The 22824-nt window shown below is 44.4% G+C and carries 22 protein-coding genes and 1 pseudogene; 14 read left to right on the top strand and 9 right to left on the bottom strand.

What is annotated here, in order from left to right; translation table 11 throughout:
- Positions 1–9: 9 nt before the first annotated feature.
- Both J4N42_RS14870 and J4N42_RS14865 read right to left on the bottom strand, forming a co-directional pair.
- Positions 10–858, bottom strand: coding sequence for an alpha/beta hydrolase (locus J4N42_RS14870; protein ID WP_252032979.1), 849 nt, complete (start codon positions 856–858; stop codon positions 10–12).
- Positions 859–979: 121 nt separating this feature from the next.
- Positions 980–1576 carry a TetR/AcrR family transcriptional regulator gene (locus J4N42_RS14865; RefSeq protein WP_252032978.1) on the bottom strand — a complete coding sequence of 199 codons (597 nt, stop codon included), beginning with the start codon at positions 1574–1576 and terminating at the stop codon, positions 980–982.
- A gap of 134 nt (positions 1577–1710) precedes the next feature.
- On the opposite strand from J4N42_RS14865, the gene J4N42_RS14860 reads away from it, so the two are divergent.
- The 3 genes from J4N42_RS14860 (at position 1711) to J4N42_RS14850 (ending at position 4613) form a co-directional block, all read left to right on the top strand.
- Complete coding sequence (locus J4N42_RS14860; RefSeq protein WP_252032977.1) at positions 1711–2667, top strand: AEC family transporter; 957 nt, start codon at positions 1711–1713, stop codon at positions 2665–2667.
- Positions 2668–2855: 188 nt separating this feature from the next.
- A complete protein-coding gene (locus J4N42_RS14855) occupies positions 2856–3881 on the top strand; it encodes an acyltransferase (RefSeq protein ID WP_252032976.1) in 1026 nt (341 codons plus the stop codon).
- 129 nt (positions 3882–4010) lie between these two features.
- Positions 4011–4613, top strand: coding sequence for a hypothetical protein (locus J4N42_RS14850; protein WP_252032975.1), 603 nt, complete (start codon positions 4011–4013; stop codon positions 4611–4613).
- A 20-nt stretch (positions 4614–4633) separates the two neighbouring features.
- Here J4N42_RS14850 and J4N42_RS14845 read toward each other — a convergent pair whose 3' ends face one another.
- The 7 genes from J4N42_RS14845 to J4N42_RS14815 all read right to left on the bottom strand — a co-directional run bounded on the left by J4N42_RS14845 (position 4634) and on the right by J4N42_RS14815 (position 12831).
- Positions 4634–5155: a DNA mismatch repair protein gene (locus tag J4N42_RS14845; RefSeq protein ID WP_252032973.1), complete on the bottom strand. Its 522-nt coding sequence runs from the start codon at positions 5153–5155 to the stop codon at positions 4634–4636.
- Between the two features lie 6 nt (positions 5156–5161).
- A complete protein-coding gene (locus tag J4N42_RS14840) occupies positions 5162–5548 on the bottom strand; it encodes an MAPEG family protein (protein ID WP_252032971.1) in 387 nt (128 codons plus the stop codon).
- 97 nt (positions 5549–5645) lie between these two features.
- Positions 5646–6626, bottom strand: coding sequence for an SEL1-like repeat protein (locus J4N42_RS14835; RefSeq protein ID WP_252032969.1), 981 nt, complete (start codon positions 6624–6626; stop codon positions 5646–5648).
- A gap of 3 nt (positions 6627–6629) precedes the next feature.
- Complete coding sequence (locus J4N42_RS14830) at positions 6630–7451, bottom strand: hypothetical protein (RefSeq protein WP_252032967.1); 822 nt, start codon at positions 7449–7451, stop codon at positions 6630–6632.
- Positions 7452–7485: 34 nt separating this feature from the next.
- On the bottom strand, positions 7486–10209 hold the full coding sequence (locus J4N42_RS14825) for a LysM peptidoglycan-binding domain-containing protein (protein WP_252032965.1): 2724 nt from the start codon (positions 10207–10209) through the stop codon (positions 7486–7488).
- Complete coding sequence (locus tag J4N42_RS14820) at positions 10206–10736, bottom strand: DUF4123 domain-containing protein (RefSeq protein WP_252034158.1); 531 nt, start codon at positions 10734–10736, stop codon at positions 10206–10208. The genes J4N42_RS14825 and J4N42_RS14820 overlap by 4 nt, the downstream gene beginning before the upstream one ends.
- Before the next feature lies 1 nt (position 10737).
- Entirely contained in the window at positions 10738–12831 is a 2094-nt protein-coding gene (locus J4N42_RS14815) for a type VI secretion system Vgr family protein (RefSeq protein WP_252032963.1), read from the bottom strand.
- Positions 12832–13244: 413 nt separating this feature from the next.
- On the opposite strand from J4N42_RS14815, the gene J4N42_RS14810 reads away from it, so the two are divergent.
- The 11 genes and pseudogenes from J4N42_RS14810 to J4N42_RS14760 all read left to right on the top strand — a co-directional run bounded on the left by J4N42_RS14810 (position 13245) and on the right by J4N42_RS14760 (position 22820).
- On the top strand, positions 13245–13838 hold the full coding sequence (locus J4N42_RS14810) for an LON peptidase substrate-binding domain-containing protein (RefSeq protein WP_252032961.1): 594 nt from the start codon (positions 13245–13247) through the stop codon (positions 13836–13838).
- Positions 13839–13942: 104 nt separating this feature from the next.
- On the top strand, positions 13943–14560 hold the full coding sequence (locus J4N42_RS14805; protein WP_252032960.1) for a sigma-70 family RNA polymerase sigma factor: 618 nt from the start codon (positions 13943–13945) through the stop codon (positions 14558–14560).
- Entirely contained in the window at positions 14553–15227 is a 675-nt protein-coding gene (locus J4N42_RS14800) for a ChrR family anti-sigma-E factor (protein WP_252032958.1), read from the top strand. The genes J4N42_RS14805 and J4N42_RS14800 overlap by 8 nt, the downstream gene beginning before the upstream one ends.
- Before the next feature lie 26 nt (positions 15228–15253).
- Positions 15254–16201, top strand: coding sequence for a YbgA family protein (locus J4N42_RS14795; RefSeq protein WP_252032956.1), 948 nt, complete (start codon positions 15254–15256; stop codon positions 16199–16201).
- Entirely contained in the window at positions 16198–17655 is a 1458-nt protein-coding gene (gene phrB / locus J4N42_RS14790; RefSeq protein ID WP_252032954.1) for a deoxyribodipyrimidine photo-lyase, read from the top strand. Before J4N42_RS14795 ends, phrB begins: the two co-directional genes overlap by 4 nt.
- A gap of 72 nt (positions 17656–17727) precedes the next feature.
- Positions 17728–18162, top strand: a complete 435-nt coding sequence (locus tag J4N42_RS14785) for a nuclear transport factor 2 family protein (protein ID WP_252032952.1) — start codon at positions 17728–17730, stop codon at positions 18160–18162.
- On the top strand, positions 18159–18866 hold the full coding sequence (locus tag J4N42_RS14780; RefSeq protein ID WP_252032950.1) for an SDR family NAD(P)-dependent oxidoreductase: 708 nt from the start codon (positions 18159–18161) through the stop codon (positions 18864–18866). The genes J4N42_RS14785 and J4N42_RS14780 overlap by 4 nt, the downstream gene beginning before the upstream one ends.
- Positions 18867–18868: 2 nt before the next feature.
- A complete protein-coding gene (locus tag J4N42_RS14775) occupies positions 18869–20122 on the top strand; it encodes an NAD(P)/FAD-dependent oxidoreductase (RefSeq protein ID WP_252032948.1) in 1254 nt (417 codons plus the stop codon).
- Positions 20119–20868, top strand: a pseudogene (locus tag J4N42_RS14770) (DUF1365 domain-containing protein); the annotation flags it as partial. The gene J4N42_RS14775 and the pseudogene J4N42_RS14770, both read left to right, overlap by 4 nt.
- A gap of 151 nt (positions 20869–21019) precedes the next feature.
- On the top strand, positions 21020–22318 hold the full coding sequence (locus J4N42_RS14765) for a class I SAM-dependent methyltransferase (RefSeq protein ID WP_503035208.1): 1299 nt from the start codon (positions 21020–21022) through the stop codon (positions 22316–22318).
- Positions 22296–22820, top strand: a complete 525-nt coding sequence (locus tag J4N42_RS14760; protein WP_252032946.1) for a DUF2878 domain-containing protein — start codon at positions 22296–22298, stop codon at positions 22818–22820. Before J4N42_RS14765 ends, J4N42_RS14760 begins: the two co-directional genes overlap by 23 nt.
- The last annotated feature ends 4 nt before the right edge of the window (positions 22821–22824 follow it).

Here is a 22824-nt window from a genome sequence, read left to right as displayed (position 1 = left end):
ACTCCGTATTCAGCCAATTAGTTTATCGAAACTCTCCATCACTTGCGGACACGTCATCACTCGTCCGTGCCCTTGGTTTTGAGTCGCAACTAAAGTGACATTTTCCATCTCAGAGGCCGCTCTTTGAGAAACCGAAAACTTAGTGAACTTATCTTTCTCATCATGAACGATAATCGTTGATGATGACCTTACACTAAGCTTCTGGTATGGGTTTACGGTATGAATCGGATAACGGTACTGCTCTTCGACCTCAGATACGACTGCTTCAAAAAGACGAATCGAATAACCGGAACGAGCCACGCTACCAAATAAGTTATCTACATAGTCTAGAACCGGTGCGATCAGAAGCATCGGTACATCTTCTAACTTGCGATGACGACACTCTAACGCCGATGCCGTTCCCATACTATGACCAATAAGGCCCGCAACGTCATCGGCCGAGTCAAGGATTGCCTCCAGCCCGTGTACAAACGCAGGAATATGGCCGTAAACACCTTCACTTTCGCCATGAGCTGGATGATCATATGCCAGTGCGGTATAGCCTTGCTTAGCGATGTGTTCCATCAGAGGGTAAAACTGGCTCGCTGTACCAGACCAACCATGAGTTAATACCCATGTAGGCCCAGTACCTAGCTGATACGTTTTCAGTACGCCATCACGACTCGTTACTTCCCCCTTAATAAGCCCCTTCGGCTCACTATTCTTTGGTGTACTTCTAACCGGAGTGAGCAGTAACTTACGCGCTACTTTAGTTGCATGCTTAGGGGCAACGGTGTGATGAAGCCGAGTCGTCAGGTTGACTAAGCTTCTCTTAAAACTGAATTTTGTTGATGTGTTGAAATAGATCTTCTCACTCATTGTTTTACCCTCGCACTGGCACAAAAACGAACGACCGTGCTATTTTGTTATTTTTAATAGGGAATGATGCTTCATTCCCTCTAATAGTTGCTTAGTTTACCTAACTCGGTTTTTAACTGACCTAGCTTTGTAGTTTCCAACCTTCGATAAGCCGATTAACGCCTAACCAAAAGTGTTCATAACTCGCTTGTTCACCATGAATTGAGTAGAACAAGTTGGCACTCAGGTACAAGCCATACAACTCAAAGATCGCTTGGCTAGGCGAGAGCGTTGAACTGAACTCGCCAGTATCAATCCCTTTCTCAATTTGGATCTGTAAATAATTAATCCAAACAGCGATGGTTTTTTTCAGCGCTTGTTGAGTCGCATCTTGCTCTGAATTGGCATCTTTCCAGGCATCAAGAAACATACAACTCCCTTGAAAGGAGTGATTCCAGCCTAACCAATTATCCAGCAAGGTTTTCAGTTTTTGCTCAATACTGTTACTTTCCTGCTCTCTCGCCGGGCGAATGACACGCTCCACGAAAACATTGTTAGCGTGTTCCAGTACTGATACCTGCAAATTATCTTTCGAGTTGAAATGTGCAAACAATCCGCTTTTGGACATACCACAATGCTTAGCAAGCATACCTATGGTCAGGCTCTCTAACCCATTCTCACTAGCAAGCTCAAATGCTTTCGTTAATATGTGTTCGCGGGTAACTTTACCTTTGCGCATAATCTTTCCAACTCCAACTGTATTTTATTTTTAGCACGTTCGTACTTTTTTGCAAATTGTTTTCTCACATCGGTTTAATTGTGGAAAAATAAACCACCTGTCTTGAAGTTGATACGCGAAGTACATGGATCGTTATGACGAGCTTATTTGAACAGCTGATTTTTTCTGCCAGCATCACTGGCCCTATTTGTTTGATGCTGTTTCTTGGCGTATTTCTAAAACGAGTCGGGCTCATCAACGATAACTTTATCGATGTAGCTTCTAAGCTCGTGTTCCAAGTCACGCTGCCAATTATGCTCTTTCTTAGCATCGTTACCTCCGAACACGATTTTGCTTCGAGCAGTAGCTTAATTGCATACGGTGTTGCAGCAAACCTAGCCTTCTTTATCGCCACCAGCCTATTTGTAAGGCGCATAGTCGCGAATAAATCCGATCATGGAGTCGTGATTCAGGGCGGTTTTCGAGCCAATACCGCCATCATAGCGCTAGCATATGTTGCCAATGCCTATGGCGAAAGTGGTGTCGCTCTAGCCGCTATTTATGTCGCCGCGATTACTATTCTCTACAACGTTCAGGCCGTCATTGCACTCACACCCGTCGGAGAAAGCTCAGCCACGCAAGCTATTACCATGATGAGTAAATCTCTGACTCGAAACCCATTAATCATTGCAATTTTACTCGGGGTCGCCTGCTATTTTTTGTCTATTCCAATTCCAACCATCGCGCTCGATGCAGGGCAATACTTCGCCAACATGACTTTACCATTGGCGCTACTATGTACTGGTGGTTCGCTGAACGTTACCTCACTAAGAAATGATCAAGCACCAGCCTGGCTCGCAACGAGTGCCAAGCTAGTGATCGCCCCACTTCTTATCACGCTAGGAGGTATTTGGTTTGGATTTAGGGGGATGGACTTAGGGATATTATTTTTAATGAGTGCAGCACCCACTGCTGCAGCTAGTTATGTCATGGCACGTTCAATGGGAGGTAACTCTGTATTGGCTGCCAATATCATTGCAATGACAACCGTGCTTTCTCTACTAACTTGCACCCTAGGGATCTTTATTCTATCAGGGCTAAGCCTTATCTAACAGCAAGAAATACCTTCGAGTGCAACCGCAAAATTTCCTAATAATGTAACTTCGTGAAGTGACTCTTATTCTGAAGACCAGCCCGCAAATTATCTTCATCAATCTTGATTTACCACGTTATTTTGCACGACCGTATCTTGGTATCTTCGCCAATTCTATTGCGAGTCATCACCTTCAGGAAGGACGAAATGTTCCCCAAAGACAAAATAGCCAGCATTGAGCTAGGCCGGGTCATCGCCATGGTTGCAATCATTGCATTGCACTGCCAGATGTTCTTAACCTACTTCCAATATGATGGCACTCCTTGGTTTGGTTATATCTTCAACCAACTCACTCGGTTTGCAGTCCCACTGTTTTTCATCATCTCGGGGTTTCTAATCCAGCCTAAACTGACTCAAGACCCAATCGGTACATTAAAGAGCTACAGTAAGCCTTTAATTCGTATTTGGTTAATTTGGAGCGTGATCAGTTTAGTTATGCCATTTAATCTTGGCGTTGTGGCTGAGCATGGCTATCTTGCTGAGCGCACCGGATACTGGAATTACCTTGCACAAGCGCCTCTCAATTCACTCCTAGAAGGTGGCTTGGTGCATTTGTGGTTCATCCCCGCATTGGTTATCGCCGTTGCTGTGCTAGCTTACCTTGTGAAGTGGGATAAAACGTTTCTGATCTTCCCTATTTCCATTGCTTTGTACTACTACGGTGTATTTGCAGGGAGTTACCAAATCATTACGGGCTTAGATGCGCCCTTCTTCACGCGCAATGGGCCCTTCTTCGCAACACTGATGGTTGCAATAGGGTTTACGATTCGTGAACTGGAGCTGCGTTGGAGGGCAACTACAGCTTTAGCAGTTACCTTTCTAGGTATGGCCATTCACTTTATTGAGGCCTATTACCTACATGGCTTTGGTCAAATCTTTAACATGAATGACTTTCTCATGGGCACTGCATTATGGGCAACTGGCTGTTTCATGTGGTTGCTGGCTAAGCCGAATTTAGGAAACCACCCACTGGTCTTTACCCTAGCCAAACGTATCTTGCCCGTTTACGTGAGCCACCTACTCATCGTAATCGTGATGATGAATGTATCGGGAATTCTTGGTGTGGCAGGAGGCCTAAAGGACTTAATCGTATTCACGGGAACACTACTCCTTACATACGCACTTGTGGTTGGGCTAGAAAAAACACCTCTTAAGCATCTTCTCTTTCGATAACGTTCTACTTTACATACCAACCTTTGTTCATAGAGCGCTACATCGGGTAGCGCTCTTTTTATTTTCAAGTTTGATGAAACAGTAAAAAACCATTAGCATTTTGGATGGATATTCAACAAGGAATGTACGATGTCTACCGAAACTAAAAATGACACTGCCGAACAAGAAGCAACAACTGGTGAACTGATACTTGGCTCTATTATTCTGCTAGCTGGACCTATCTTAATGGCGGCAGCTTTCTCTTCAGGGCACTGGCTATATGACACTGTGCCCGGGTGGGTGAACAAAACGGTACTAGTGATTGGTGGAATCATCAGTTTAATCACCATCAATTGGAAATGGACGGCAGCAACTTTTGGTGCACTAGCGCTGGCCTTTAATTATATGCCCGGAGGCGAAGACCCTCTCGATACGTGGGTCCCACGTATTCACGCACCTCAAGCCGGCGATCTTTATGCCATTAACACATTTAAGATCAGAGACGTTGAAAAAACCGATGACAATGAGTTTGTCTTCTATCGAGTAACAAGTTTTACAAACGAAGAGATCAGCTTCGAACAGTCTACGAAGCGCTATTCATTCGACACCGTTAATAAGATGCTCAAAGATCGCAGTGCGTATGACCTTAAATACCACGAAGGCACAAATACGTTTACAAAAGTCGAGTTAGAGGAAAAGCTGAGGGAGTTCACCATTGGTGGAGTATTTAGGCTCCCATCCGAGAAAGACTAGGGTCTGAAGACTATTTTGATTTACTCCTTTCGCGCCAAGTCACGTGCGAGAATCAATGCAAGCCCAAATACCTGTAAAAATAGCCCGATGTTTTTGTACCACGCAATTCGATCGTTGAGGGCTTGCATCACTTCAGTAATCGACAAGTTATCTAGATAGAACTCGTCAATAGCATCCCGATGGGTTTGCTGAGCCTTGTTTATCAACATCATGAGCTCAGGCAAGTTCGCTAGAGTAAACGCTGGGATATCTTTTCCCACCCAGTATTGAAGTTGGCCTTGCAAAGCTTGCTGTAGCTGTTCGTCACCACCTTCAGGGCTGAGCTGAACGTGCTGCAACAATGCCTCACGTTTTCGCTCTAGCGTTTCAACGCTCTTCCAAGCGAGTTGAATCGAGTATTGGTTCTGCATTTTACTTTCACTGAGCTGTGCGATTTCGTCGCCTAACTCATCCAGTACAATGCTCGACATCAGAATCGCCAACACATTGAGAATAAGGCCAATTAATACCAGAACCCAAGCTGGCGGCACACGAAGTGACATAGGCAATTACCAAAGCTTTTCAAACGGTAAATACCATAAGTTTAGTACGATCAACACCGCCATAGCAGCGAAGGTAAGCTTCATCCCACTTATCCGGCCTTTGAGCTTGTCGTTCAAAATCGCTTTAGCATGCATGATTCGCCCAGCAATAAAGCTCACACCAATCACATGTATCAACAAAGCACTCGCCCCGTTGTACTCTACCAGCGCCATTAATATCAATGTAATAGGAATGTACTCCGCAGCGTTACCCTGAGCACTACGCGCGATCTGCAAGCCATCGACACCACCATCAGCGTATTTCACCTGATTCGCACGGCGCTGTTTAATCACTTGAATCGCCAACCAAATCATTAATCCAGCAAGAATTGAAGCATAAAGAGCGGTAATCATTTGTTTTTCTCTATTTTATTTGGGAATGATGAGTGTAGATCAAACTTGCATAATCAAACAGAAGATAAAAGAAAAGCGCCGATTTCGGCGCTTTTCTTTAGAATAAATCTATTGAGGTTTCATCTAAGAACATATTGGGTTTAATGTCTTTGACCCGTTCTTCAACCTGTTTATCCATTTCGGCTTGTTCTTGCTCTGTAACTAGAATTTTATACACAGGATTGCCTTCTTTATCTCTCACTACTCGATCGTATTCATCGAAAACGGGTTCTCTTGTCACGTACTCCCGAGAGTCCGCATCTCCTCCTAACTCCTCGAGAAGACGATTGTAGTAGTAGGCTTTTATCTCATCTGATTGAATCGTTTTTTCACCTTGAGAATAAGTAAAATACAGGGCTTTCGCAGCTGGAGCATAGCCAAGATCAATAGCTTTATTCGCCCACTTTTTTGCTTCGTTGTAATTGATATCGGCCAACAAATAGTACATTGACACCATTGCGGGAGCATAGCCTTGTTCAGCTGCCATTTTAACTGAATCAGATATATTCGCAGAATCCCAATAAACATTGTATTCCAAAAATTCATAGCCACCTTCGGCTACTGCTTTCGGCACTATCTCTGCATAACGATTCTGCCTATAAAAAGGAATATATTCCCACCATTCTCGTCTGCTAATCTTCAAAGCATAGGTTGCCTTCCCATTCCCCGCTAAAGATTGCTTCTCCCATCCATCTAACGCTTTATCTCGCCACTTTTCCTCGTCACATGGCCAACCTAAAAAGTCACACGGTGTATTCGCATAAAACTTACCACCAGCCAGAACTCCCATCGCCCACGGGCTACCCATTTCCGCAGCTTTCAAAAATGTCTGACCCGCTTCAAATTGTTGGCGGTTTTTATACTGAGTTACCCCCAACCAAAAGGTTGCGTAAGCACTGCCTTGTTCAGAATATTGTGTAAAAATTGCTTGCGCTTGATCGTATTCTTTTTGATTAAAAAGGGTGATTCCATCTTCTATAGAACTTTTTGCCGATGCAAAGCAGCTCATTAAGCTGATTAATAATATTATTTTTTTCATTATTTAATTCTCTGGTAGCCAGGTTGCTAACCTAAATCCTTCCTGCTGCAAATCAATTACATCACTATTACTTACTGCAATATAGGTTTCTTGAACTTTGGCGCGAGTCCCTTTACCTAAAAAACTCTTTTGCATTACTTGTGTATTGCCAGTTAAAAAAATCATATGTTCTCGAAACTTCTTATAGTCTCTATAGAGATCGCGCATATAAGTCTGTTCAGATTTAATTGGCGGTTCATATTTATCGGTAAACGCTTGCAAAAAAAAGTCCCTCAGCATAAATAAGTTATCTGCATATTTACGCCATTGCTCTGATTTATTCAGTTCCATAGGGTTTTGAAGGTTCATGCGTTGCACCGTATTTTCAAACGTTGCCATTTGTCTAGCGGTAGCCGTAGGCCCACCTAACCACTGTAAAACCTGAATAATAGCCCTTCGCTGGTTCTGGTTTCTAATTGCGGCAATCCTGCGTTCCGTTTCAGTATCACCAAACACACTAAAGGTTGGTATTGGATTATAGTTTATAAGCACCGTCAACAACTTAGCCTGTGTTTCCGGCGTCATCTTCGATATCCACGCTTGGTTAGCAGATTGGTGTTCTGGCGACAACAAAAAGTTCGCCACAAAGTACGCATTATCCTTGTCGGTGGCTTGCGCTTCCATATCGCTGATAATATTGAACGGTAACATAAGCACTTGCCCAATCGTTAAACCGAACGAGGCTGCTACCGTCAGAACTTTGTTAAATTGCTCAAAAGTATTCGCGCCTTCAAATTCATCAAAAAATTCAAAACGTTGAAAACCTTTCTTCTCGGTAACACTCAACAATGCAGCAAAGAAATCATTCGCCGCTTTAGGGTTAAGCTCGGTTGCAAACTTGCCCCCAAAACCAGCGCCAACTGCCCGAGCCTAAAGCGGTAATAAAAACAAACCGGCCGTTATGAAAAGTACACTGCAGTACCCCTTCATAACCAATTCCAGCCGTCACCTTTAATCCCGAGCTAACTTTGAACAAATTTTGTTTTTTCGCCTGCGCCGATTTCTTCCAATCGTATTTGCAAGTGAGTATGCCACCAGCTTCTAAGCCAGCAAACGCACTAGCTTCAGCTTTTGCTCCCGCCGCAATAATAGAGCTACTAACGGGGTCGCTTGCACTGGCACTGAACGAACTAAAATCTGCTTGATTCGGGGTGGTTCCCTTAATACCTAGAGCACTGACCTGCCTCCCCGCAGACGAGTAGCTCACAGACTCCATATTACCAATATGAATTTGAGTCCCTAACTTAACACTCGCGCCCACCACACCATAAACTTTGCCTTCTATTTCAAGCACAGAAGCGCCAATGTTATGAGTGTGACGCTCTGTGCTCTCTTTGGTGCGATAAGGAATATCGAGTGGCATCTCTCCGCTTGCGGGAAAACGAATGACAATTTTATTTTCAGCCGATGCCAATGCTAGGTTTGAAGTAAATTCCGCTTTTACTGCTGAATTGTCACTACCTAAAATATCCTGATCAACAATCGCTTCGGCGCCATAGGTAAATCGAGCGAACTGAGCGCCACCACTGGTTTCATAGGCGCAGTTAATCCCAAACATTTCATTTTTATACTCCGCCGTCTGCCATGGAAAAACAACATCTTCGACCGTATCAAGAGACACCGTTTTTTCAAATTTGAAACTGGTGAGTTTAGCTTCCGATATCCCACCTAACGCGTTTGAAATCGCTTGAGTGATCGGCTCTTTAGCTCTAGCCACTTGAGCACTGTTATTAAGTGACATCACCGAGGTACATTGCTTGTTCTGAGCAAGGTCGGACGACAAGACAGGACTATCGGAAAGAATATATATTGGCTCTTTGGGCTTTGAGGAAAGCGCACATTCCACTACTGTTCTACTGTTTGCACCACTGTCAGCAAAAATTTGATTGTTAAAGTTTCTAGGCTTCCAATTGGACTCTTTGGTCACAACCATGTTGGTCGAGTCATCCCACATCGGGATATCACCTAAATAAGTCACTTCTTTCTTTTGATAATTCCAAAATGGAGTTTGCGCTCGGCTTTCAGCCAGCTCTAATAACTCCGAGCACCTTGATTGTGCATCTTCAGAATAACCTATCAACTTTTGCACATATTGAGCATACTGTTCGTTTTCACCGAACCTCTCAGCAAAATCTTGCACACGCAAAGCCACTTCTTGAAGCAGAACAAGATTAAGCGTATAGGCGCTGTAATAACCAAGTTTGTTTGTTATAGGCGTTGCAGTGTTCAGTTTGTTTAGTTGCTTGGTTAAATCATCAATACTCGGGCGTTGCTCTATTATTGAAGCCTTCACTTCATCTACGGCTTCCCATCCTTCAAACAACTCAGCTTCATCCAAGCACTGCTCTTTTAGCAATACCCCCGACTGATTAAGCTGATAGACACCGATAAAGAACTCTCGATACTTTCTTGAAATATGGTTGTTATTTAGTTTGAAGAAAGACGCTGGATTCCAGTCTACCTGTTGGTTCATTAGCCTCATAAGGATAGGATGCGCGGTAGCAGCCCAAAAGTCGTAACTGGCTTTGGCCTTATCTAATTGAAGTATTGGACTTGCACTGCTGAGATCGGCACTGATTAAACTGTCATCCAAATCAATCTCTTTCCGCCCTTTTTTTACTCGCTCTAGCGCATGAAAGACCTTAAGATCGACATTCGAACTGTAAAAATCATGCTGTTTGGAAAATTGGTAATGTTGACCTTTGTCTTCTAACTGCAAATCTGCGGCATAGTTAATCGCCTCAGATTCAAAGCCTTCTATGCATTGCTGAAGGCTACCAAGCAAGGTTTCTTGTAACCTTTTCAAACGCTTTGTATAAGATGCTTCTGCGCCAGCAATTGCATCCTTTTTGAGCATAATCTCGCCATAGATGCCATCAACAGGTACAAATAGGCTACCTTTTGATTTTAGTTCGATCTCCTCAAGCGCAGAATGATATTGCTGCTCAATGTCCTGTACATGCTTATCCACTTCATCTAAACCAATCGCTCGGTTCTCTGCAGGGAAGACAAGTGTGTTTTCCACATAGCTGCGTGACAACGCCAAGTACTCAAGTAACGCCGAACGGTAACTTTGCGCTTTATCAGCGCTGATTTGCTGTAAAAACGACTCATGGGCGATACTATTGAACTGATCCATCACACCAAGTTTCGTTAGCTGACTGAGCACCGTATCTTTGTCACCACTTAACGCGGCTTGGCACCTCTGATTGTCTTCAACCACATATTGTTTCGCTTCTTTCGTTAGCAATATCAAAAGTTGCTTTTTACTTTTCGGATGTTCGGGCACATACAGCGCATCAACATATTCAGGCACACTACACTGCGCGAGCACCAATTGTTCATCGGGCAGTATTTGCTTCTCTTCCCGCTCTCCGGCCGCTGTCACAATAGTCTTAGGAAGTACTAGGGTGTCGCCATCGTAAATGATATCGATATCTTTAATTTGCGCGGCATTGAGCGACAGTAAAACATCAACAGTCGTATTGTACTTTTCTGCCAGCATGGAGAGAGTTTCACCACGGCGTATCAAATGGGTACTCACGGTAGCAATTCCTTAATAAGATCGCGGTTAAGAACAAGTGGCCCATCAAATTGATTTTGATGGCTTTTACGTAAAGGAACTAACTGAAGTTCTTCAGCCAAAAGAGGGGAGGTCTGTATCGACTCGGCAGCGCCAATCACCTGATTAACCACCGTTTCGTCACCAAACTTTGCGATAAGCGACAAGGTTTTCGGAGAGTAAAAACGAAATAAGAACAGTCGACCATCTTCGCATTTCGCCGTAATGATGTTCTGCAGGGATGCGATGACCGAATCAAACTCCCTTTCTTGAACATACTCGTACAACACACTACTACTCGCCCACAGAGGTTCACTTATCCATAATTTCCAAATAGGATCATCACGGTTGGTTTTGATCCAAATAGGGCTTACGTCTAGTTGCGTCTGCCAGTTTGTCCCCAAGTACAAGTTTCCCCACTCTAAATCATTTTCTGCGCACTTCTGACGAGCATTGGGAACACGATTGGCATCTACTATCAGCAGCTTTTGTGATGAGTCATTAATCATTTTATACACACTTACAATCCGTTTTCGGACAGCTGCCGTCAGCTTGTTTCTGGCACAGTTCAATAACAGGTAAATCTAATGTCGCAACAGCTGGAAGCACGCTAGTCATCGTTGCTGATTTCGGCACCAAAATGACATCTTCAGGCGCAGCAATGTCTTCCAATCCCATCGGCAATTCAGCGGCTAAGCCTGAATAGCCACTGCCAGAGCCTGCGCTTCCACCCGAATTCATATTGATTGCGGGGCCAACTACGTGAACGCCACCTGCATCAACTTTGACAAAGCTTCCACCAGCAGCGATGGTGATCGCACTTCCGGCATCCACCACAACCTTATTTCCCGCTTTAAGGTGCACTTCATCACCTACATCTAAAATGGTTTGCGACGCGACTTTTTGCTGTAATCCGCCGACTTCCATCGCAAAGTCACTACCCACTTTTACCCTTTGTTCACCTTGTACAGTGAGGTGCGAAGAGCCTTTCACTTGAGTAAAGCTATCGTTATCGATGGTGGTGTGCTGATCGTGTTTAACTACCGTAGTCGAATCATTTTTGATTTCGGCATCGAAGTTCTTCTGTGCTCGAAGGTAAACATTTTCGGCACCGGATTGGTCTTCAAAACTGAGCTCGTTATACCCTTCACCAAGATGCGTTTTAGTGCGGATCACGGTTTTCGTTTTGTCATCAGGAAGAGGATATGGCGGTGTATTTATCGCGTTGTAGGTGCGGCCTGTAACAATAGGCTGATCAGGGTCGCCATTTAGAAAAGAAACGATGACTTCTTGGCCAATTCGAGGCACTGCAACCATGCCATATTCTGGGCCAGCCCAGCCTTGAGATACCCTCACCCAACATGAACTGTGCTCATCGGTGTTCGAATACCTGTCCCACGGGAAGTGCAACTTAACGCGGCCAAACTCATCGCAGAATATTTCTTCTCCTTTAGGGCCAACCACGATGGCAATCATAGGGCCATCCACCTGTGGTTTAGTGTGAGGCGTTGCTTGCCAAGTCTTGTTGGTTGGAATCACTGTAAATTCATTACGGTAGCTCGTTTCCCCAGTGCCCGCTTCCTCTTCTAACGCTTGTGGTTGGATGCCCGTATGCGTCACAGAAACCACTAACCACTCGCGGTTGCGTGTCGGGTCGAGATGCTCAGAAAGATCGAATTTTGTCCCTGCTTGTAGGCGGGGGTTATCACTTTTTCCATTGGCAAGGTGAGACTCTCGGCGCAGGTAGTCGAGCCTGACTTCATTAAACACCACACCAGAAACATCCGATTTATAACGCCCAGGATAATCGTAATGTTCATAGGTATTATTTTGATAGCCTATGTCACTAGCTTGTTGCTGCTGCAAGAAGCCATATTCCGGCTTCTTGAAGCTATAGTCTTTGAGCGTCGAGTGACTGACTTCAGCTTGAATCTTTTCAATAAAGCACGACACATAAGGCTGATAGCTATTACCACCGGAAAGGTTGTTGTATGGAACAATGCCTGCGTAGTTGGGGTAGCACTTGCTGTCGTCGCAGAACAACACCGTGTGTTTATCTTCGTTATGGATAAAACTATACACCATGCCTTCTTCAGCCGCTAAACGGTGCATAAACTCGATGTCCGTTTCACGATATTGGGTGCAAAACTCACGAACTTGACTGTCACGTGTTAGGGAGAACGCGTAGTCATTAATGCCCATCTCTTGCAGCAGAATAGAGATGATTTCTGGAACCGTTTTTTGTTGGAAAATCCGGCTATTGTGCCTTAACGACAAACGTTCGATCGCTGGCACAAGAGTCAAGGAATAAAAGGTGTGATGATAGCCGGTATCTGCTTTTGAAAATTCTCGGACAATACCATGAACTCGCTTTTCTACCGTGCCATTGCGTAACAACTCAAGCAGCACATTTTTATCGACAATGTCATCGGCACTGATGTTCGACTGACGGCTAGCAAGTTGGATTTGATACTGAAACCCGTAGCAAACTAGCTCATTTGAGGCAAAGCCATCGGAAAGAGTTTCATGCCCTCGATACTCTCGAACTACAAACGTTTCTTCGTCCATACCCTCTACGGTTAAACGAAACTTCAATGTCACCATTTTGCCTTATCCCCAACTCACGAATACTTTCCGCACCTTGGAGCAGCGGCATAGTAAAAGTTCCATTTCCCAGCTGCATGCTTATCAAACAAGAGCCCCTCAAATCGGCACATGTCAAATCAACTGATGATATGAAAAGGCATATTTGAAAGCGTTTGATAGAAGTAGATGCAAATGAGTCAATACAATCCGATACCGATAGAGCAAGGTCAGTGCCAAACATTATGGCCAAATTATCAAAGGGTTATCTCTCTTCGACACATCCTCAAGCAACTATCCGCCCAAAGGTGGGCAAGTTATTGCTTAACAAGCAATTCTTTTCGATTCTCACATGAAGGGGGAGTTTTCAGAGTCACTGATCTTTTTCGGGTTAGAACCGTATAAATAGGTAAGTTCAACACTAAGGAAGCGAAGTGCCAAATAGTAACTCAACACCTTTCATCCCTGTCTTTCCGTTACCGCTGTTTTTGCTGCCGGAGGGTAAGCAGCGGCTGAGAATCTTTGAAACAAAGTATTTGTCTATGATGAGTCTAATTCACCACGACAACCAATTCGTGTTGGCTCGATATGACAAAACCCTGCCATTTGATATTCCGGATTGGGGAACGCTAGTTAGGGTGACTGATTTTAATATTGGTGAAGATAAGCTGCTTCTAATCGATGTAGAGGCAATATCGTTACTGCACTTAGAGAACATGAAGTATCAGGAGGATGGCTTACTCCTTGCTCAAACGGCAAGCAAACAGCATTGGGACATATCTGCATACCCACCTAAGAATTCCAATTTGCTTAGCAAGGCCCTGAAAAACTTATTTGATGAGCATCCTCACTTTGGCGAGTTGTACTTAGAACATGATTTATCTCGAATGGACTGGGTGTCGGCTCGCTTGCTAGAAGTATTGCCGATCCCACTTAAAGAGAAAGAACGTTTCATTAAGCCAGACAGCCTGCCAACCTTGGTGACTATGCTCAACAATATTTTTGCATATTCCTCGAAACAAAACTGATCCAACTTATCAAATCCAACGTATTGACTCTAAAATGGATTGTAAGGTTAGTGACCATGCAAGAAATCACAAGCAGGCAGAAAAGCATGAACAGGCAAGTGAGCATGAATAGAGAGACATCTCAAAAGGAGCACGCCATCAGCCCTGATCCTCAAATAACTCAACAGCTGGAAGAATGGATGGAGCTCGTTGCGACACGTCGTGACAAGCACGCCTTCACCTCTTTGTTTCAGTTTTTTGCGCCGAAAATCAAGCGTTTCGGATTCAATAAGCTCGGTAGTGAGTTCGCCGCAAATGAATTAATTCAAGAAACAATGACTTCAGTCTGGAAAAAAGCGCATTTATTCGATAGTAGCAAAGGCGCAGCTACGACTTGGGTTTACACAGTAATGCGGAACGCATGTTTCGATATGCTGAGAAAAATTCAAGCAAAGCCTGAACAAAACTTAGCAGACGACCTTTGGCCTATTGATTCTGTATCCGATGAGGCAACGAACGACGACAACACTTTCAAAGATCATCTAATGAGCAAAGAAATGCTTCGATACGTTGATGGCTTACCTCCAGCTCAAAAAACCGTCGTCAAAGGTGTTTATTATCAAGAACTTTCCCAAGAACAGCTCGCCCAGCAGCTCGGCGTCCCTCTTGGAACCGTCAAATCGAGGCTTCGCCTAGCGTTAGCCAAACTGAAACAGCAAATGGGAGAGCAGTTCCATGATTAAATACCACCCAGATAACGCTGTATTAAAACAGTTTGCCGCGGGAGAGTTACCCGTATCAGTATCCGTGATCGTATCGAGTCACGTTGAGATGTGCCCTCACTGTCAGGCAAAGGTCGCTCAGTTCAGTAAAGATCTCGCAGATTCAGCTTTTGCCCCTGAGTCAGCATCTTTCAATCAAGTTGCCGATGTTGAGGACGAACAATTTATCTCAATGATCGATTCTATTACTGACTTAGAGCCCGACCCTGCTACAGATAAGTTACCAAAAACGGTGACAGAGATTGAAATTGCAGGTAAACGCCTAGCCCTACCTCGCGCACTCAAATCACTTGGTTTGAAAGAGTGGTCAGGTCTCGGAAAGCTCTCGCGTTCACGTTTGGATCTCGACGACGGTGATATGAGAATGAGCCTGCTTCATATTGAAAAAGGCGGTAATGTTCCTACCCATACTCACAAGGGTTTCGAGATTACACTGCTACTGCAAGGTAGCTTTGAAGATGATATGGGACGCTACCAAACTGGAGACTTTATCTGGCTTGATGGTGAACATACTCACAGCCCAGTCACAGAAGAAGGGTGCGTGTGCTTAACCGTTTCCAGTGATGCACTTCACTTTACAGAAGGTGTTAGCCAGCTTCTGAACCCACTAGGAAAATTCATCTACTAACCTTTTGAATGAATGGATGCGTGATTATGAACAAAAAACTAAAGATTGGCGTCAGTGCTTGTGTTGTCGGGCAAAAGGTACGCTACGATAAAGGTCATAAAAAGCTCTATTTCTGTACCGATGAGCTTTCAGAATTTGCTGAGTTCAAACCGGTCTGCCCTGAGGTGGGTATCGGTCTGCCAATCCCTCGACCAACAATCAGACAGGTTTCTCATGGCGACGTGATAAAAGTATCACGACCAGATGGCAGTGGAGACGTCACAGAGCAGCTCACCAAGTTTGGTCAAGATTTTGCCGACCAGCAGTGCCATGACCTCGCTGGATTCATCGTGTGTGCTAAAAGCCCCAGCTGCGGAATGGAACGTGTGAAGGTATATCACCATCACGGAAAAGGCTCTGAATCTAACGGCGTGGGTTTGTTCACTCAGCAAATCATGAAGCGTAATCCTCTTCTACCTGTCGAAGAAAATGGCCGCCTGAATGATCCTATAATTCGTGAAAACTTTGTCACTAGAGTATTCACCTACCAAAAGTGGTTAGATCTCAAATCCGAAGGTATCACCAAGCACAAACTGATCGCTTTTCACAGCGCACACAAATACTTAGTGATGAGTCATCATGTTGAAAGTTACAAATCTTTGGGCAAGCTTTTAGCACGCTCAGACATGGACTTGGACACACAGGCTAACGAATATATTTTTGGCTTGATGACAGCTCTTAAGCACCATGCTTCGCGCAAAACCCATACCAATACTTTGCAGCACCTTCAGGGTTATTTTAAGAAGCAGTTAGACAGCGATAAGAGACAAGAGCTTGCTCAGGAAATCACTTCCTTCAGACAAGGCGTCACTCCTTTACTCGTTCCACTAGCCTTGATTAATCACTACCTCCGAGAGCATCCAAACGAATATTTGGCGACTCAAACCTATCTCAACCCACACCCTAAAGAGCTACGTCTGAGGTATGGATATTGAACACGATTCTCTGGTTTAGAAACGATTTAAGAATTGAAGATAACCCTGCTCTTAACCAAGCAGTTAAGCGCGGCGCAAGCCGCGCTCTTTTTATCTCTACCCCCAAGCAGTGGGAAGAACACGATCTGGCACCAATACAAGCGGATCTAATAGAACGCCACTTGAACCAGCTTGCAGCTCAGCTTCAACATTACGGCATGACGCTTGTCCATCTAAAAGCACAGAATTATCGAGATCAGGTCACGCTGTTAAACGAGTATTGTCAGTCTCACGGTATCAATACGGTTTACGCCAATCAAGAATTGGAACTCAATGAACAACAGCGCGACCAACAATTAAAAGAGTACGGCTTGGAGTTAGTGCTGTTCCAATCTATAGCAATCGCACCATTGGGAACCGTCCTCAATAAACAGGGCGAGATGTTTAAGGTGTTCACGCCTTTTAAACGAGCGTGGCTTGAAGGAATTAAACGCCAAGGAATCGATGTATCTCCCCTTCCACAGGCTAAGCATTGTTATTATGAAGAAGACGTTACTTCTCAAAAAAATAGTTCGAAGGTTAGTGACGATTTTGAACTGCACACTTCCTCAGACAGAGTAGAGCTGGACTACCCGAAATCTGACTCCAGCCGCTGGCCTTTAAGTGACATCGTCAGCCAACAAGTGGTTCCTCATTTTATGGCTGAAAAGCTTCACCTTTATAGCCAACAAAGAGATTTTCCTGCCATCAAAGGGACATCTGGGTTATCTCCATATCTGGCAATCGGTGCAATTAGCGCTCGTGCCATAGCAAACCGGTTAATCACCCAATCTCCAGAGTTACTAGAAGACACCAGTCATCCTCACTTTACGTGGCTCAATGAACTGATATGGCGCGACTTTTATAAACATTTGTTGTTCCACTACCCCAACCTCATTAAGGGCGATAACTTCCAAGAAAAATATCGCCACTATACTTGGCCAAACAACCCTGATTATTTTCGAGCATGGTGTGAGGGAAAAACGGGCTACCCAATAGTGGATGCTGCAATGCGACAGCTAGTCCGGACAGGATGGATGCACAACAGGCTGAGAATGATCGTGGCGAGTTTCCTCACCAAACATCTGCTGGTCGACTGGCGGTGGGGGGAAAAATTTTTTATGCAGCACCTAATTGATGGTGACTTCAGCGCGAACAACGGCGGCTGGCAATGGGCAGCAAGCACAGGATGTGATGCCCAACCCTACTTTCGAATTTTCAATCCAATCACCCAAAGCGAAAAGTTTGATCCAAATGGAAAGTTCATACGTAAGTACTTAAAAGAACTGGGAAGTGTGCCAGACAAACATATCCACTTTCCTCATCAGTATTTAGCCAGTGCAGAACGAACTGAGACATATTGGCCACCTATTGTGGATCACAAACAAGCTCGTTTAACTGCGCTAGACTTTTACAAAACCAATGTAATTAGTTAGTTGGGTCAATAATTTAACCCATAATAGTCTTCGATAATTGATTAAATTGGCTTGAATAACAGGGAGAGTCGTATGGGAAATTCGTTGTGGTTACAACGTTTTGTTCGGGTATACAGTGAGTTAGGTACCGATAACCTTGGCTCGCTGAATGAAATCTATCATCCTGATGTTCAGTTCATCGACCCTATGCATCATGTCAGTGGGCGCGAAGACTTACTTGCCTATTTCGACCAACTCTACACTCAAATCATTAGCTGCCAGTTTGTTGTTGAACACGTGATGGAATCTGGCAATGAAGCCGCCGTTTATTGGACAATGACGTTCAGCCATTTTCAACTAAACGGCAAAGCTCCCGTGACTGTGCAGGGACACTCCCATTTGAAAGCGGTCGATGATCAAGTAATTTATCACCGAGACTACCTCGACGTGGGCGCCATGCTGTATGAACATATTCCACTGCTTGGAAAAGTGATTCGTGGCATTAAACGTAGGGCGGCTAAATCATGAACGTTCTTATTACAGGTGCCACATCCGGAATAGGCGAAAGGCTCGCAAAACAATATGCAGAGCAAGGACAGAGCGTGATTGCTTGTGGCCGTAACACTCACAAACTTTCCGCCCTATCCGAGCAGTTTTCTAATATTGAAACCCTGAGCTTTGACTTGACTCGCTATGACGACATTCCGCAAATCGATGCAGAACTCGATTTATTGGTCCTAAATGCTGGCGACTGTGAATACATTGATGATGCGCTGCACTTTGACGCCAGCAAGTTTGAGCGCGTTATCAAAATTAACCTCATTGCTATCGGCTACGCTTTGGAGAAATGGCTACACAGAATCAAACCTGGAGGCAGGTTAGTTCTAGTCAGCTCTAGTGCAGGGCTATTGCCTTTGCCGCGTGCAGAGGCATACGGCGCGTCTAAAGCTGCGCTTACTTATCTTGCAAAAACCTTGTCTATTCAACTGAAAAAACATGACATTCATGTCAGCGTAGTGCTGCCTGGTTTTGTGGATACTCCACTGACACAAAAAAACACCTTCGCGATGCCGATGCTCATATCAACCGACGAAGCCGCCAGTCAAATCATCAAGGGCATTGAGAAACAAAAAACGGAAATAAGTTTTCCCTCTCGCTTCATCATCGTAATGAAATTACTCAGATTACTGCCCTTTTCAGTGTGGCAGAAACTCGCAACAAGGATGACCTAATAATGAAAAAAATCGCCATCATTGGTTCGGGTATATCAGGCCTTACATGCGCCCACTTATTAGATAAAGAACATGACGTCACGGTATTTGAGAAGAATCACTATGTTGGTGGACATACTGCAACCGTCGACATTGACTTCCAAGGTAGCCAGTATGCGATTGATACTGGGTTTATCGTGTTTAACGATAGGACATACCCTAACTTCAATAAACTACTCGCAACACTTGGCATCACGGGTCAAGAAACAGAGATGAGTTTTAGTGTCCATAACACTCAATCCAAATTTGAATATAACGGCCATGGCATTAATTCGCTCTTTGCTCAAAGGCGCAACCTACTTAGGCCGAAGTTCTGGCGCCTAATTACCGACATTCTTAAGTTCAATAAACTCTGCAAAGAGATGTACCACAGCGGGGATATAGACCCTTCACTTAAACTTGGCGATTTTCTCAAAGAGAACAAATTCAGCGAATTTTTCAGCCTACACTACATCTTGCCAATGGGGGCAGCGATATGGTCAACGAGCTTAAGTGAAATGGAAAAGTTTGAGCTAAAGTTTTTCATTCAGTTCTTCTACAACCACGGGTTACTGAACATTACAGACCGCCCTCAATGGTACGTGGTCCCTGGAGGCTCGAGAGAGTACGTCAAAGTGATTCTGGAACGCTTGAAAAAGCCTATTGCACTCAACACATCGATAAAATGTGTGACTCGCACCGAAACTGGCGCCACTATCGAAATGCAAGACGGAGAACTGCAACATTTTGATGATGTCATCTTTGCTTGCCACTCAGACCAAGCCCTCGCATTACTTGCAGACCCAACCAACGACGAAAAGAGAATTTTGGGCGCGATTCCATATAGCCGCAATGAAGTCATTTTACATACCGACGAATCGCTACTACCCAAACGAAAACTGGCTTGGGCAAGCTGGAACTACATGCTAGATGGTGATCAAGTGCGTCCTGCCTGTGTGACCTATTACATGAACCTTCTCCAAGGGATCGAAGCCGATACAACATTTTGCGTTACGCTGAATCAAACGGAGCAAATCGACCCAAGCAAAGTTCTTCAAAAGTTCGTTTATCACCATCCGGTACTCAACTCTTCTAGTGTCGCAGCGCAAAAGCAAAGGGACGTGATTAATGGCAAACAACACAGCTACTTTGCCGGAGCCTATTGGTACAACGGATTCCATGAAGACGGAGTGCGCAGCGCGTTAGATGTCACTGAGCAATTTGGAGCATCACTATGAGTCTCAATAGTGGCATCTATTGGGGACAGGTCCGACACCGCAGGTTCGGAGCCATTCCACATCAGTTTCGCTACCAGCTGTATATGATGGGCGTAGATGTCGACGAACTCGAGGAGCTTTTTACTAAGAGCGCCTTTTTTGGTGACAAATGGTACAACCCTATCCGTTTTAGCGAAAAAGATTATTTGAAAGGTGAACCAGGCACTCTCAAACAACGTATTGACCAAAAAGTTCAACAATTAGGTGGATGTTGGAAGTCGTCGAACCGTGTGATGTTACTCGCGCAGTGCCGCTGTTTTGGGCTCTATTTTAGCCCGATAAATTGTTATTTCTGCTACGACGAAAACGAGAACTGCCAGTACATGTTAGCCGAAGTCAGTAACACCCCTTGGCGCGAAAGGCACTATTATTTGATTGAGCTTAGGAATAATGTTCAGCCAGAAAGGGAACTACGCAATAAGAAGGCGTTCCATGTCTCGCCGTTCATGGATATGGATATGGAATACGTTTGGCGAATTCGCCCGCCACAAGTTAATACGCTGGTTCACATTGAAAACCACGCTCAAACCAAGCTGTTTGATGCCACCCTAACGTTAAAAAAATGGGAGTTTCAAGCACCACAATTGCGTAAAACGTTCGCCTTAATCCCTGCGATGACATTGAAGATAGTCTCAGGCATTTATTGGCAAGCACTAAAGCTATTTTTAAAGAAAGTCCCCTTTGTACCGCATCCACATTCTTTATCAGAAACAAAGGGCGTAAAGGATGAAAAGAACGTATCAAGCGGTACTTACGTGTCAGATACAGAGAGTGACAACATAAGAGCAGCCGACAGGGCTCAAAAACCGAATCAATCATCAACATAAACCTGAGACGAACAATAATAGTGAGGTTTGTATGGAACACATCGCCAAAAACGTCCCCCAAGTTAGCTCGGTAAGTCGGGGAGATACTGTCACTGAAATGGCTATCGATGCCGAGAACGACAAGTATCGTTCACTTATTTTTGGTGTTTTAGAACAGCTCGACTCAGCCTGTTTAGAAATTGTCGAAGGCTCACATAGACGCTGCTTTGGCAATCCAGATGCCCTCTTGAAAGGGGAAATCATAGTTCATGACAGTAGCTTCTACCGACAAGCGACCCACAATGGCAGTATCGGTGCGGCGGAAGCCTATATAGAAGGAAAGTGGAGCAGCCCGCACCTAACCCACGTTATCCAAATCATGGCTCGCCACCAAACTCAGTTAGACCAACTCGATAGCAATGTACGTTGGCTAAACACAGCTAAGAATTGGCTGCTGAGAAAACGAAATGCCAACAATGAATCAGGCTCAAAGCGCAACATTTTGGCCCACTATGACCTTGGTAATGAGCTCTACACTCGCTTTCTAGATAACTCAATGCAATATTCTTCGGCTATCTATTCTCGTGACGCTACGGATCTTACACTTGCTCAGCAGAACAAAATGCGAACCATTTGTGAGCGCCTAGAGCTGACCTCTACAGACAAAGTGATTGAAATAGGCACAGGATGGGGAGGGCTGGCAATTTTTATGGCTCAGAACTACGGTTGCCATGTCACCACAACTACCATTTCCGATGCCCAGCATGAATATGCCCAAAGTAAAGTTAAAGAACTGGGTCTCGGCGAAAACATTACACTGCTTAAAAAAGATTACCGACAGCTCACCGGTCAATACGACAAACTCGTCTCTATCGAAATGATCGAAGCCGTTGGACATGAATATCTACCAACCTTCTTTGACACCTGCTCGCGTCTACTAAAAGACGATGGAAAAATGTTGATTCAATCGATCACCATTGCTGATGGACGCTATGAGAAATACCGTAAAGGCGTCGACTTTATTCAGAAGTACATCTTCCCTGGAGGCTGCTTACCTTCTATCGCTGTGATCAGTAATAACATCGCTAACCATACCGATATGGTTGTCCATCAAATCAATGATATAGGGCTTCACTATGCCCGTACATTGCAAGACTGGCGCACTACATTTGAAAAAAACTGGGAAAGTATTCGCCCACATGGATACGATGAGCAGTTTAGACGATTATGGTTATTTTACTTCTGTTATTGCGAAGGAGCCTTTATTGAGCGAGTGATCAGCACGCATCATATCGTTGCTCGCAAACCTCGCTACCGAGGACAACAAGATGAAACGGTTCTGGATTACTAACTTCCTACTTTTTCAGGCCAGTTGGTTTAGTGCTGCGTTTTATACGCAGCATGCTATCTGGCTAATTACAGGCTTATTATTCATCCACTTTCTATTCTCTCCAACCAAACGTGCGGATTTGAAGTTACTTCCACTGGCTTTAATTGGGGTATTGCTAGACAAAATTCATTTAATCATCGGTACATTTCTACCCAGTGATTTGTTCACCTCCATCGATACATTTTTCCCTGCATGGCTGATCCTTTTGTGGGTGATGTTCGTACTGACCTTAAACCACAGCTTAAGTTGGTTGCTGGACAAGCCACTCTTCGTCAATGTGATTTTCGGTGCAATTGGTGGCGCAATAAGTTATTGGGCAGGGATACAAGCGGGCGCATTATCATCAGATTTAACCAATTACTCTCTTCTGATTACGCTGGCCCTATCCTGGGGAGTGTTGTTTCCTACATTGGTTTCAGGCACCCGTTACATAAACCAGCAGCATCTCTTAACTGACAACTGACACT

The organism is Vibrio sp. SCSIO 43135 (genome assembly GCF_023716665.1).
Classification (GTDB): domain Bacteria; phylum Pseudomonadota; class Gammaproteobacteria; order Enterobacterales; family Vibrionaceae; genus Vibrio; species Vibrio paucivorans.
The sequence above is the reverse complement of the archived record's forward strand: the minus strand, read 5'-3'. Positions and strand labels throughout refer to the sequence as shown.